Source organism: Rhodospirillaceae bacterium (genome assembly GCA_028819475.1).
Classification (GTDB): Bacteria; Pseudomonadota; Alphaproteobacteria; order Bin65; family Bin65; genus Bin65.
In genome coordinates this window covers 92,297-104,578 of record JAPPLJ010000026.1, presented here as the reverse complement: position 1 = coordinate 104,578, position 12,282 = coordinate 92,297, and the positions used below count along the sequence as shown (strand labels likewise).

General features: G+C 67.9%; 12 protein-coding genes. 8 read left to right on the top strand and 4 right to left on the bottom strand.

Going from position 1 to position 12,282, the window contains the following annotated elements; translation table 11 throughout:
* Window positions 1-9 precede the first annotated feature (9 nt).
* The 3 genes from OXM58_07225 to OXM58_07215 all read left to right on the top strand — a co-directional run bounded on the left by OXM58_07225 (window position 10) and on the right by OXM58_07215 (window position 3,643).
* The gene (locus OXM58_07225; protein ID MDE0148147.1) at window positions 10-2,088 is read left to right on the top strand and encodes an ABC transporter ATP-binding protein; all 2,079 of its coding nucleotides are present in this window, start codon (window positions 10-12) and stop codon (window positions 2,086-2,088) included.
* 68 nt (window positions 2,089-2,156) lie between these two features.
* A complete protein-coding gene (locus tag OXM58_07220) occupies window positions 2,157-3,143 on the top strand; it encodes a S1C family serine protease (GenBank protein ID MDE0148146.1) in 987 nt (328 codons plus the stop codon).
* A 17-nt stretch (window positions 3,144-3,160) separates the two neighbouring features.
* Window positions 3,161-3,643, top strand: a complete 483-nt coding sequence (locus tag OXM58_07215; GenBank protein ID MDE0148145.1) for a cache domain-containing protein — start codon at window positions 3,161-3,163, stop codon at window positions 3,641-3,643.
* 50 nt (window positions 3,644-3,693) lie between these two features.
* Here OXM58_07215 and OXM58_07210 read toward each other — a convergent pair whose 3' ends face one another.
* A complete protein-coding gene (locus OXM58_07210; protein MDE0148144.1) occupies window positions 3,694-4,398 on the bottom strand; it encodes a purine phosphorylase in 705 nt (234 codons plus the stop codon).
* A gap of 137 nt (window positions 4,399-4,535) precedes the next feature.
* On the opposite strand from OXM58_07210, the gene OXM58_07205 reads away from it, so the two are divergent.
* Entirely contained in the window at window positions 4,536-4,733 is a 198-nt protein-coding gene (locus tag OXM58_07205; GenBank protein MDE0148143.1) for a hypothetical protein, read from the top strand.
* Between the two features lie 56 nt (window positions 4,734-4,789).
* On the opposite strand, the gene OXM58_07200 is transcribed toward OXM58_07205, so the two are convergent.
* Window positions 4,790-5,092, bottom strand: coding sequence for a DUF1244 domain-containing protein (locus OXM58_07200; GenBank protein ID MDE0148142.1), 303 nt, complete (start codon window positions 5,090-5,092; stop codon window positions 4,790-4,792).
* Window positions 5,093-5,176: 84 nt separating this feature from the next.
* On the bottom strand, window positions 5,177-7,480 hold the full coding sequence (locus OXM58_07195; GenBank protein MDE0148141.1) for a DUF3604 domain-containing protein: 2,304 nt from the start codon (window positions 7,478-7,480) through the stop codon (window positions 5,177-5,179).
* Between OXM58_07195 and OXM58_07190 the strand changes: the two genes are divergently transcribed.
* Genes OXM58_07190 through OXM58_07175 form a run of 4 tightly spaced genes read left to right on the top strand, consistent with a single transcriptional unit; the run spans window position 7,442 to window position 11,475 of the window.
* On the top strand, window positions 7,442-8,623 hold the full coding sequence (locus OXM58_07190; GenBank protein ID MDE0148140.1) for a tripartite tricarboxylate transporter substrate binding protein: 1,182 nt from the start codon (window positions 7,442-7,444) through the stop codon (window positions 8,621-8,623). The genes OXM58_07195 and OXM58_07190 overlap by 39 nt on opposite strands.
* A complete protein-coding gene (locus OXM58_07185) occupies window positions 8,620-9,159 on the top strand; it encodes a tripartite tricarboxylate transporter TctB family protein (protein MDE0148139.1) in 540 nt (179 codons plus the stop codon). Before OXM58_07190 ends, OXM58_07185 begins: the two co-directional genes overlap by 4 nt.
* A 32-nt stretch (window positions 9,160-9,191) precedes the next feature.
* Complete coding sequence (locus OXM58_07180; protein ID MDE0148138.1) at window positions 9,192-10,670, top strand: tripartite tricarboxylate transporter permease; 1,479 nt, start codon at window positions 9,192-9,194, stop codon at window positions 10,668-10,670.
* 10 nt (window positions 10,671-10,680) lie between these two features.
* Entirely contained in the window at window positions 10,681-11,475 is a 795-nt protein-coding gene (locus OXM58_07175) for a GntR family transcriptional regulator (GenBank protein ID MDE0148137.1), read from the top strand.
* Window positions 11,476-11,509: 34 nt separating this feature from the next.
* On the opposite strand, the gene OXM58_07170 is transcribed toward OXM58_07175, so the two are convergent.
* Window positions 11,510-12,190 (bottom strand): formylglycine-generating enzyme family protein, encoded by a 681-nt coding sequence (locus tag OXM58_07170; protein MDE0148136.1) that lies wholly within the window; start codon window positions 12,188-12,190, stop codon window positions 11,510-11,512.
* Between the last annotated feature and the right edge of the window lie 92 nt (window positions 12,191-12,282).

Below are 12,282 nucleotides of genomic sequence, written 5' to 3'. Positions count from 1 at the left end.
GAGATTGACATGAACGACGCGACTCCTGTCCTGGAGTGCCGGAATCTCAGCATTTCCTACTATGTCCGCGCCGGCGAGATCCCCGCGGTCGTCGATTTCAACCTGAAGCTGATGCCCGGCGAAGCCCACGGAATCGTCGGCGAATCGGGCTGCGGCAAGTCCACGGTCGCGCTCGCCGTCATGAACTATATGGGCAAGAACGGCGGCATCACCGGCGGCGAAATCTTCTTCGAGGGGCGCGACATGCGCACCATGAGCGGCGAGGAATTGCGCCAGATTCGCGGCTCCAAGATTTCCATGGTCTACCAGGAGCCGATGGCGTCGCTCAATCCGGCCATGCGGATCGGCGAACAGCTCGCCGAAGTGCCGCTCTACCACGAAGCGGAGACCTCGAAGGAAGCGGCCTACGACAGGGCGGAGCAGATGCTCGCCAAGGTGCGCCTGCCCGACCCGCTGCGTATCATGAATGCCTATCCGCACCAGATATCCGGCGGCCAGCAGCAGCGTGTCGTGATCGCCATGGCGCTGCTCGCCAATCCGCGGCTGCTGCTGCTGGATGAGCCGACGACCGCGCTCGACGTCACGGTGGAGGCCGGCATCGTCGAACTCATCAAGGACATTTCCTCGGAGTTCGGCACCTCCATGATCTACATTTCCCACAATCTGGGGCTGATCCTGGAGACCTGCGACCGCCTGACCGTGATGTATTCGGGCGAAGCCGTCGAGAACGGCAGCATCACCGACGTGTTCGACAACATGCGCCATCCCTATACGCGGGGCCTGTTCTCGTCGATCCCGCTGCCGAGCGCCGACAAGAACGCGCGGCCGCTGCTGCCGATCCGCGGCCAGCTTCCGCTGCCGCACGACCGGCCGGAGGGCTGCTATTTCGGCCCGCGCTGCGACTATTTCGAGGCCGGCCGCTGTGACCACGGACTGATCCCGATGGAGGATACCGGGGCCGGCGAGCGCCACGCCGTGCGCTGCGTCCGCTTCAGGGAGATCGACTGGTCGGTGCCGCTCGAGCTGCCGGATCCCGGTCCGCCGGTCGAGGCGGGCGATGTGGTCCTCAACGTGCAGCAGTTGCAGAAGCACTACGAGATCGAGACCGGCGGCCTGTTCCTCCCCGGCGAAAAGAAAACCGTCAAGGCCAACGAGGCGCTCGATTTCCGGGCGCGGGAGGCCGAAACGGTCGCGATCGTCGGCGAATCCGGCTGCGGCAAGTCGACCTTCGCCAAGGTGCTGATGGGCCTGGAATCGGCAACCGACGGCGAAGTTACGCTCGACGATGTCAAACTGGGCCAGCTGGCCGTTCAGAAACGCGACGAGGAAACGATCTCGCGCCTGCAGATGGTGTTCCAGAATCCGTTCGACACGCTCAACCCGAGCCACAGCGTGGGCGGCCAGATCGGCCGGGTGATCCGGAAGTTCGGCGTCGAGACCGACCGCGAAAAGGTCGAGGAACGGGTCCACAGATTGCTCGATATCGTCAAGCTGCCGCGCGATTTCGCCAAGCGGCGACCGCGCCAGCTCTCCGGCGGCCAGAAGCAGCGCGTCGGCATCGCCCGCGCCTTCGCCGGCGATCCGAAGGTCGTCATCGCCGACGAGCCGGTCTCGGCACTCGACGTGTCGGTCCAGGCGGCGGTCACCGGCCTGCTGATGGACATCCAGCGCGAGAACCGCACGACGCTGCTGTTCATCAGCCACGACCTTTCGGTCGTCCGCTATCTCGCCGACCGCATCGTCGTGATGTATCTCGGCCGGATCATGGAAAAGGGCACGACGGACGAGATTTTCGCCCCGCCCTACCATCCCTATACCGAAGCGCTGCTGTCGGCGGTGCCGATCGCCGATACGTCGGTGAACAAACGCAAGGTCGTGTTGACCGGCGAACTGCCGTCGCCGGCCAATCCGCCCTCCGGATGCGTGTTCAGCACCCGCTGTCCCTATGCCATGCCGGGCGTGTGCGACGTGACCGCGCCGCCGGTGCGTGAGTTCGCCGACCGCCACAACATCGCCTGCCATCTTGAGCCGGAGCAGCTGACGGCGATGGAGCCGGTGATCACGATCGAGGAAGAGCAGGCCGCCTGAACCGGCACCCGCTCTCCCGTCCCGGTCTCGCCGATTGCTTCCGCGGCGCGGCGCGCTATCATCCGGGAATGAGCGACGACGATAGCGAAGGCGACTGGGCGTTCGCGGAAACCGACCGGGCAAATCCGGACGAGGTCGATTACGATCTGGACCGGGTGCTCGAGTCCATGGTGGCCCTGCGGGCGGAAATCCCCGAGGACGCCTTCACCGCCGGTATTCTGGGCACGGAGCGGGCCGGCAACGGCATCGTGATCGACGAATCCGGCCTTGTCCTCACCATCGGCTATCTCACCACCGAAGCCGAAACGATCTGGCTCAACACCCATAGCGGCGCCGCGGTGCCGGGCCACGCGGTGGCCTACGATTTCGAGACCGGCTTCGGCCTGGTCCAGGCGCTCGGGCGGCTGAATTGTCCGGCGCTCGAATTCGGCAGTTCGAGGAACCTTGGCGCCGGCTCGAAGGTCGTGGTCGCGGGGCACGGCGGATACGAACATGCCCTGGCGGCCCGGGTGGTCGGCAAACGCGAATTTGCCGGCTATTGGGAATACGTCCTGGACGAGGCGATCTTCACCGCGCCGGCCCATCCCAACTGGGGCGGCGCCGCCCTGATCGGACCGGACGGCAAGCTCTACGGCGTCGGCTCCCTGTTCGTGCAAAACGCCCGCGGCGGCGAGCAGCGCTCCGACGGCAACATGATCGTGCCGATCGATCTGCTGCCGCCGGTGTTGAGCGATCTGCAAACCTACGGCGTCTCCAGCCGCAGCGCGCGCCCGTGGCTCGGCCTCTATGCTGCCGAAGTGTCCGACCAGCTCGTCATCATCGGCCTGGTCGAGGACGGGCCGGCCCATAAGGCCGGGCTGCTGCCGGGCGATATCGTGCTTCAGGTCATGGGCTCGCCGGTCGGCGATCTGCCGGATTTCTTCCGCACGGTCTGGGAAACCGGCACAGCCGGAACCCGGGTGCCACTGACAATCGCGCGCGAGGGCGAGGTCTCCCAGGTCTCGGTCAGGAGCATCGATCGCGGCAGCATGCTCAAGCCGCCGAAACTGCACTGAAACCCGCCGGCGCCGCCATGCCGTTCAGGAAGGCCGCGGCCGCGCTTCTCCTCCTGTCGATCCTGTCGGCCGCGCCCGGCGCACGGGCTTTCGACCCGCGCTGCCCCGTGGCCACCGAGGAACGGGCCCGGGCGCTGGCGGAACGGGCTGCGGCCTTCCTGAAGTCGAACGGCGCAGGGGTGGCGCTGCCGGCCTTTACCGCGCGGACGCACGGCTTCGGCGCCGGCGACCTCTATGTCTTCGTCTTCGATTTCCACGGCACGATGCTGGCCAGCGGCGGCTGGCCGGAGCATGTCGGAGCGAATGTCGTCGGTCCTGACGGCGCCGGCGGCCCCTATGCCCGCATCCGCCGCCGCGCCGCGTCTCCGGCAGGCCGCGGCTGGGTCCGTTACAACTGGTACAGCCCCTGCACGCGCTCCATGCAGCCCAAGATGACTTATGTCATCCGGGTCGGCCGCTACATCGTCGGGGTCGGGGCCTATACGATTCCGAGCGTGTAACGGCGGGCGGCAGCCGATGCCCTTCCGGTTCGGAAAGCGCCCGGATCCCTCTACCGCAACGCGTCGATCGCGCCGGCCTCGACCGCAGCGCGCAGGGCGGAAAGCGCCCGGTCGGTCTCCCGCGCCAGCCGCCAAATGCCGGCGAAGTCGCGCGGGCGGCGCAGCAGGCCGGCGAGCACGGGCAAGGCCCGCGTCCTGCCGTCCGGCATGAGGCCGGCGAGCGCCGCGCGCGGCACCGTCCGGCCGGCCGGATCGCCGATAGCGCGGATGGCCGCGAACGGGATACCGGCGTCCCGGGCCACGGCGGCGACGGCGTGGCTCTCCATGTCGACCGCCAGGGCGCCGTGGCGGCGGAACAGCCGGCGCTTGTCCAGCGCGGTCATCACCGGCCGGTCGCTGCCGACGATGGCGCCGCTGTCGAAGGTGCCGTCGATCCGCAGGAGGGCCTTGACCCAGGGCTCGTGCGCCGGCATCGCGGCGCCGTCCGGCCCGATGACCGAGGACGCGATGACGATCACGCCGGCGCCGAGCGACGGGTCGAGCCCGCCGGCGACGCCGAAGCTGACCAGGCCGGAAGCGCCGTACGCCGCCATGGCGCGCGCCGCGGCAGCGGCCTCTTCGGGCCGCCCGGCCGCAGCGCGGACCATCAGAAGCTCCGCCGCGCCGGCCCGGCGCAGACAGGCGGCCTCTTTCGCGAGGCCGGTGACGATGCCGAGGCTACGCGCGGCGGCAGGCTTTTCGGTGGCTTCGGTCATGCCCGGATCGTAGCGGGGCCCGGCGGCGCTGTCCTGCGGATTGTCGCCGACGGCGAGCCGAAGCAGCTCTACGACAGGTTTTCCAGCTTGCAACGCAGCACGAAGGGCTATATCGTGAACAAAAAGGCTGGAGAAACATGCTGAGCCCTGAGATCATCGCTGTCGTCGGCACAGGCATCGCCCTCGCCGCCACAATCCTGCCCTCGCTTCACTCGCTGCGGCGGGATGTGAGCGGTTTGCAACGCGATATGGGCGATCTCCGCGAGCGGATGGCGCGGCTCGAGGGGCTGTTCGAGGGGTTTACCGGGCGCACGCACACCGATCCTGCGGAATAGCCGCTGCCCGATCTCTTCCGTTCCAAGCGGTCCTGAAAGGTTTCCGGAATCGCCGGTCAGTGATCGGCGTCAGCCTGTGCCGCCTCGAAAGCGGCCTGCTGTTCGGCCGTCGCCTCCTTCTGGTGCTTCGCCTTCCATTCGGCAAACGGCATGCCGTAGACGATCTCGCGCGCCGCCATCTTGTCGAGCTCCAGCCCCTTCTCGTCGGCGGCGTCCTTGTACCAGTTGCTCAGGCAGTTGCGGCAGAAGCCGGCCAGGTTCATCAGGTCGATATTCTGCACGTCGGTGCGCGCGCGCAGATGGCCGACCAGGCGGCGGAAGGCGGCGGCTTCCAGTTCGGTGCGGGTGGCGTCGTCCATCGGTCGGGGCTCCGGCTAGGCTGTGCGGTGGCCGTGATCTTGGCGCCGCCGGGTGCGAAATCCAGAGGGCAAATTTGCCCCGCCCTAGCGGAAAACGAACACCGGGCTGCTCCAGGCCTGGAAGCCGTCTTCGGTGTAGACGCTGATCCACAGCGGGTTGTCGCCGCCGTCGGACAGCGGGATCGTCACCGTCTCCTCCATCTCGCGGACGCTCAGGGTTTCCGGCAGCCGGAAGGCCTTGACCCGCCGGGCGAGTCCGCCGGCTTCCAGCACGGTATCCTCCAACCCGATTTCGCTCAGCGCCGCCGCCAGGGTGCCGCGGTTGGTTTCGATTTCCACCGCGCCGGCATCGCCGTCCAGCCAGACGTCGAAGCCGCCATAGTTGCCGGTGGTAATGGCCTCGAAGACGACCTTGCCGTCGCCCTCCGTTTCCAGCCGGCGCTCATGGTTCCAGACATTGATCTTTGCCAGCCGGTCGATTTTTGCGCGGCTGAACCGGGCCTCGCCGCTCCACGCGCTGTCCCGGCCGCGGCCGCGATATTCGGCGCCGCTCCACAGCACGCGCAGCCGGTTGCCGAGGTCGCCGGCGCCATAGGGACGCAGCGTCCGGACCACCGTCGTCCCGTTGCGCACCTCGATCCGCTCGATCGGCGTCTGGGCCACAACATGGAGCTTCAGCGCCGCCTCCCGGTCCGCGGTCTGCACGATATCGCCCATCATTACGGAATCGACGCGGCGGGTTTCCGTATCCGGGTAGACGTTGGGATCCCGGTCGAACAGGGTGCCGCCGCCGGCAAGAGCCACCTGCACGTCCATGTGCATCCGGGTTCCGGTCGTGCCGTAGGTATGGCGCCGCCGCACCGCGTCCATGATGCCGTCGCGGGTCAGGTCTTCAGCCAGAAAGCAGGTCAGCCCGCCATAGGCGCCGAACATCGAGGCGCCGGGATAGCTGGCGCCGGGTCGGCCCTTGTGGCCGTCGCTGTTGCACACCACGCCGCAACGGTGGCCCAGCGCGAAGCCGTCGGTCAGCAGCCATTCGAAGGTGCCCCAGGCCGAATGGATTTCCATCGCCTTTTCGACCCGCGGATCGTGGGCAAAGGCGGTATCGGCATAGCGCCCGCCGACATGGGCGTAGACGAAGCAGTCCTCGTCCTCGAGCGCCTCGAACAGCAGCCGGGCATTCGGCGCGTCGGTATCGAGGTCCGAGCGGTCGACCAGCAACGCGTGGGAGGACCGGCGGATCTGCCGGCCTTCCTGCCGGAAATAGACGTTGCGGTCGCCGCCGACCGCCGTGTTGCCCGACCATTCGTAACCGGGAAAGGTCACGAACATGCCCGGCTCGTCATGGCGCGCGGTCAGGGTGTTGATATGGGCCCAGAAGGCGTTGTTGACCTGGAAATCGTTGGCCTGGTGGCTGGTGACGTCGAGCACCGCCTTGTTGCGCGCGAAATCGAAATACTGCTCGGCGGTGGTGACGCCGATGCTCTCGCCGCTCTGGCCGTGCAAATCGCCCCAGTAGCCGGCATAGGCACCCTCGCGGACCATCATCGGATGGCTCTCGGCGACCGCGGCGCCCGCGGCATCGCGCACGGCTATGCGCAGCAGGCCGGGCCGGTCGACCGTCAGCCCGTCGAACACGACCGAGCGGTTGCCCTTTTCGTAGCGGTAGCGCTCCGGCAGGCCGTTGACCGGCAGCGTCGTCTCGAAGGCGAAGTCGCCCTCGGCCAGCGGCGTCGGGTTGCCCCAGGCGTCCTCGGCCTTGAGGCCGAAGCGGAAGGGCTCGCCCGGCCGGCGCAGGGAGGAGAGCACGGCGCGCCAGACCGCGGGCGGGCCCGGCACGACGGCGACGCTCGGCGTGTCGACGATCGGCGTGAAATGGCCGGAGGCGCACACGTCGGCCAGCACCTTGAACTCGAAGCCGCCTTCCACGAAGGTCTGCATCTTCATGCCCGGCGATCCGCCCGAGGTATCGCCGAAGACGATCGTGATGGTATCGCCCTCGCGGAGATAGCCGCCGCGAACCCGGGCGGTGAGCGCCCGCCAGCGCGGCCGGGAAGCGACGCCGAAGCCGGCATAATCGAGCACGATACGCGCATTGCCGCTGGTCTGCGCCGAGACATAGCCGGGCGCAGCCGGATCGTCGACCTGCAGGCGGCCGAAATCGGTCATCGCCCTGAACGCCACGCGGATCGCGCCGGTATCGTCCAGGCCGTAGCGGCCGACCGTATAGGTCAGCGTGAAGGTCTGCGCCGAGCGCGCCGCCACCGGATCCGAGGGCTCCAGCTTCGCATGACCCAGCAACACCGGGTCCGCGCCGGGCTGGACCGCCGGCCAGGCCTCGCCAACCAGATGTTCGGGCACCGGCCCGTCGAGCGTGTTGGTGAGCATGCTGGCAGTCCTCCTTCGCGCGGCTTCCCGCCGGTTCGGGCCATCGATTTGCCGTTGCCGATCGGACCGGCGCCGCGCGGACGGTACACGCCCCGACGCATCAAAGCGACTCGACAGAAGGCGCGAAAACTATATAGTTTTTTGCAGTTTATGCAGATCAAGAATCCGGGGAGGCGTATCATGCCGCATCATCCAATATCCCGCGCCGCGCTGCTTGCGGTTGGCGCTGCCATCCTGCCGACCTTCGCGGCATACGGACCGGCCGGACCGGCCGTCGCCGCCGACTATCCCAGCAAGCCGATCACACTGGTCATTCCCTACCGGGCCGGCGGCAGCACCGAAACCATGGGCCGGATTTTCTCCAAGGCGCTGGGCAAGGAGCTGGGCACCAAGATCGTCATCAAAACCCGTCCGGGCGCCGGCGGCGGGGTCGGCGCCCTGGAAGTCTCCAAGAAAGCGCCCGACGGCTACACGCTGCTGTTCGCAGCCGCAGTGTCACTGCTTTGGCACCCGCTGACGCGGAGTATCGGTTTCGACGTCGACAGCTTCACCTATATCGGACAGATCACGAACTATCAGCAGGCGCTGATCGCCCGGCAGGACGCGCCGTTCAACACGATGAAGGAATTGATCGCCCACGCCAAGACCAAGCGGCTGAACTATGCCGACCAAGGTCCAATGCAGCGCGCATTCGTGGATTTCATGGGCGCGAAGGAAGGCGTGAAATGGACCGGCATCCCCACCAAGGGCGGCGGCGAGATGGTGCCGTTCCTGCTCGGCGGGAAAGTCGATTTCGCCTGGAGCGGCGGTATTCATCAGCGCTTCGGCGGCAAAATGAAAGTGCTCCTGTCGTTCAACAGCGGCCGGCTCGCAGCCTCGCCTGACGTGCCATCGATGCAGGAACTGTACGGCGTGTCGATGCCGAGCCAGGCCGTCATCGTCGGACCCAAGGGGATGGACGCTGCGGTCGTGGCGAAGGTTGAAGGCGCCATCAAGAAAGCCGTTACCGACAAGGCGTTCCTCGACCTGCTTGCCAACAAGTTGCGCTTCCCGGCCAAATTCGCCGGGCACAAGGCGCTGACGGCGCAGATCCAGGAGGTCGTCGCCGGCATGAAACGGGTCATCGCCGCCACCAAGAAGTGACGGACCGGCCAAGCACGCCCGATACCGGCGCCAATCCGGCGCCGGACCCGAACGCGCCGGCGGCAGGAACGCCCGGCGGTCCCGGCCCGCGGCAGGAACTTGCCGCGGGCGCGGTGCTGATCGGCCTGTCGCTGTTCGTCCTGCTCTGGCTGATCCCGAATCATACCGGGGAAGCGACCGACGATCTTGAGGTCGCGCCGGGCTTCTTCCCGCAGATAGCCGCCGTCTCCTTGCTCGTCCTGTCGGTGCTGCTGGTCGGCCACCGGCTGGTCCGCTTCCCGAAGCTGCGCAGCATCCGGCCGGCAACCGACGGCCTTGCTGTCCTGTCTGAAATCGCGATCCTGGCGGCGGGCGGCCTGCTGGTCGCCTGGGCGCTGGGGGCGGTCGGATATCTCGTCGTCGCGCCGGCGGTGATGCTGGCCGGCCTGCTCGCCGGCGGCGAACGGCGCTGGTGGGTCATCGCGCTCGTCATCGCCGGCATGACCGCCGCGACCTGGTTCGGCGCCGACCTGCTGTTCGGCGTGGTCCTCCCGTGAACCGGCGCCGGCGGTAACGGCGGGTCGGCGGCATGATCGAGCAACTGATCGCCGGGTTCGGCAATGCGCTGACGGTGACCAACCTGCTGTTCATCGCCGCCGGCATCACGCTCGGCATCGTCATCGGCGTGATTCCGGGGCTGGGCAGCGTGACGGCGCTCGCGGTCCTGATCCCGATCACCTTCTACATGTCGCCGCTCGCCGCCATCGCCTTTCTGGTCGGCGTCAACAAGGGAGGCACGTCGGGCGGCGCGATACCGGCCATCCTGCTCAATTCGCCGGGAACGCCGGAAGCCGCGGCGACCGCGCTGGACGGCCATCCGATGGCCAGGCGCGGCGAATCCCAGCGCGCGCTCAAGTTCGCGCTGTTCTCCTCGGTCACGGGGGACACGATTTCCGATCTCCTGCTGATCGTGCTCGTCGTGCCCTTCGCCGCGATCGCGCTGGAATTCGGCCCGCTCGAATACACCGCCGTGCTGCTGTTCGCTTTCGCCCTGCTCTCGGGCATCTCCGGCGATTCGCCGATCAAGGGCCTGATCGCCATCGCCTTCGGCGTGTTCCTGTCGACCGTCGGCCTCGACCCGGTCGACGGCTCCCAACGCATGGTGTTCGACGAGGTCGAGCTCTACGACGGCTTTCCCCTGTTCTCCCTCGCCGTCGGCTCGCTCGCCATGGCCTCGGTGCTCGGCCAGCTGTTCGAATTGTGGCGGGCCAGGGGCGAGAAACGCCTCAGCGTCGAGGAATACGCCCGGATCGAGACCCGCCTGCCGGCGCGCGAATTCTTCGGCCACTGGAAGACCATCGGGCGCTCGGCGCTGATCGGCTCCGGCGTCGGCATGCTGCCCGGCCTTGGCGTCACGCTGGCCGCCTTCCTCAGCTATGGCGCGGCGCGGCGGGCCTCGAAGGAGCCGCAGAGCTTCGGCCGGGGCAACCCGCAGGGCATCATCGCGACCGAGGCGGCGAACAGTGCCGTTGTCGGTGCGAACCTGGTGCCGACCATCGCGCTCGGCATTCCCGGCAACATCGCGGCGGCCCTGCTGATCGGCGCCTTCATCATCCACGGCATCGTGCCCGGCCCCTTCATGCTGACCAATCACGGCGAACTGGTCTACGCCCTGTTCGCCTCGATGCTGATGGCCAACGGCGTCCACCTGGTCATCGGCCGCATCGGCATCCCGCTCTGGGCCCGGATCGCCCGGACGCCGCGCGCGATCATCCTGCCGCCCGTATTGGTGATGTGCATCGTCGGCGTCTACCTGCCCAACCAGTCGATCTTCGGCGTCGGCGTGATGCTCGCCTTCGCCTGCCTCGGCCTGGCCTTCCAGCGCCTCGGCTTCCCGATCGTCTGCATGGTGATCGGCTTCCTGCTCGGCGGCATGCTGGAAAATTCGGTGCGCCAGTCTCTGCGCCTGCACCAGTCGGACCTGACCGCCTTCTTCGGCAGCCCGATCGCCCTGGTCTTTCTGGCGCTCACCCTGTTCGTCCTGCTCCGGGCGCTGCGCCGTGCCTGACGGGCCGCCATTGACCGATCCGGTCGAACGCGCCCTGGCCGCCTATCTCGACGGCGCGGCGGATCCGGCGGCGCGCACCAAGCGCAGCGCCGTCCGCCTCGCGGTGGCGCAAGCGATGCGCGATGGCGTGCTCAGGGACGGAGACCTGCTGCCGCCGGAAAAGCGGCTTGCGGAAATCTTCGGCGTCAGCGTGGGAACCGTTCAGGCGGCCCTGCAGCAGCTCCAGCAGCGCGGCGAGATCGTGCGGCGCAGCGGCTACGGCAGCCGGGTCGTGCTCGGCGACGGCTTCTCGAGCGCGATCTGGCATTTCCGCATCGTCGACCGCGAGAGCGGCCGCCGCCTGACAGTCGAGGCGGAGCAAATCCGGATTGACGAGATCGGCGGCCCGGAACCGGACCGGGGCGAACCGGCCGATCCCCTGGCGCCCGTCTGGTCCGCCTTTCTCGGCGCGGACGACAGCTATGTCCGGATTCGCCGCAACCTGACGATGTCCAACGGGGAGGCGGTTATCGGGCGCATGGTCCTGCGCACCCGGACCGCGCCGGGCATTCTCGAAATCGCACCGGAAGAACTCCACGCGGTCAACATCCGCAGCTTCCTGCAAGACGAGTTCGGCGTCGCGACCGCCCGGGCGAGTACGGAAATCCACTGCGCCGATTTCGATGCAGTACGCGACCTGTTTCCCGGACGCGCGCCCGTCGCGCCGGTTCTGGAGCTGCGCGCGCGGGCCGTGGCGCACGACGACAGTCCGGTCTATTTCCAGACGATCCACATTCCGTCGGAAACCTGCGCCTTCGCGTTCTGATCCGTCCGGCCGTTTCGGGCAGCCCGGCGGCTGTTCAGGGCTCGATCGTCATGGCGACGCGGAACCCTGTCTTGCTGTTGCGGTCCTTCCACCTGCCTGACATGCGCCTGCCGCTGCGCATATCCCAGGGAATGTCGCTCCACGAGCCGCCGCGCAGCACGCGCTTCCGGCAATCGGCGCCCTCCGTCCGGGCGCTGCCGTCCGCCGGGGCGCCGCGATAGCTGGCGTGCCAGCAATCGGCCACCCATTCGCGGACGTTGCCGTGCATGTCGTGCAGCCCGAAGGCGTTGGCCGGGAATGTCCCGACTTTTGCTGTTTTCCGGCCGTCCCAGCGGCTCCCGCACCCCTTGCAGTTCGCCCGGTTCCGGCCCGCGGCAGCGCCCCAGGGGAAGGAGGACCGGGTGCCGGCGCGCGCGGCATACTCCCATTCCGCTTCGGAGAGCATCCGGTAGGGCTGCCCCAGGAACTGCTGCAGCCAGCGGACGTAGGCCCGCGCGTCGCGCCAGCTCACATAGATCGCCGGGCGCTGGCCGCGGCCCCAGATGCGGTCCCCGGCCCGGTGGCCGCCGCAGCCGCCCGCGTTCACGCAGGCGTCCCATTGCGCAAAGGTGATTTCAAATTTGCTCACCGCGAAGCGCCGCATAACGGTCACGCGATGGCGCGGTCCCTCGGACTCGCCGCCCATCGTGAAACTGCCCGCCGGAACGACGACCATCTGCGGGCAGAAATCGCAATCCCGGAACTCTTTGCCCGCCGGCCACAACAGGTCGAGACGGTTTTGCTCAGCCGTCTGCAGGGCTTGCTTGC

Bases quoted from the DNA above. Each gene is read 5' to 3' on its own strand.
- OXM58_07195 (MDE0148141.1), bottom strand. From the start codon at position 7,480: ATGCTCACCAACACGCTCGACGGGCCGGTGCCCGAACATCTGGTTGGC.
- OXM58_07180 (MDE0148138.1), top strand. From the start codon at position 9,192: ATGATCGAGCAACTGATCGCCGGGTTCGGCAATGCGCTGACGGTGACC.
- OXM58_07170 (MDE0148136.1), bottom strand. From the start codon at position 12,190: ATGGTCGTCGTTCCGGCGGGCAGTTTCACGATGGGCGGCGAGTCCGAG.
- OXM58_07220 (MDE0148146.1), top strand. From the start codon at position 2,157: ATGAGCGACGACGATAGCGAAGGCGACTGGGCGTTCGCGGAAACCGAC.
- OXM58_07215 (MDE0148145.1), top strand. From the start codon at position 3,161: ATGCCGTTCAGGAAGGCCGCGGCCGCGCTTCTCCTCCTGTCGATCCTG.
- OXM58_07205 (MDE0148143.1), top strand. From the start codon at position 4,536: ATGCTGAGCCCTGAGATCATCGCTGTCGTCGGCACAGGCATCGCCCTC.
- OXM58_07190 (MDE0148140.1), top strand. From the start codon at position 7,442: ATGTTCGGGCACCGGCCCGTCGAGCGTGTTGGTGAGCATGCTGGCAGT.
- OXM58_07200 (MDE0148142.1), bottom strand. From the start codon at position 5,092: ATGGACGACGCCACCCGCACCGAACTGGAAGCCGCCGCCTTCCGCCGC.
- OXM58_07225 (MDE0148147.1), top strand. From the start codon at position 10: ATGAACGACGCGACTCCTGTCCTGGAGTGCCGGAATCTCAGCATTTCC.
- OXM58_07210 (MDE0148144.1), bottom strand. From the start codon at position 4,398: ATGACCGAAGCCACCGAAAAGCCTGCCGCCGCGCGTAGCCTCGGCATC.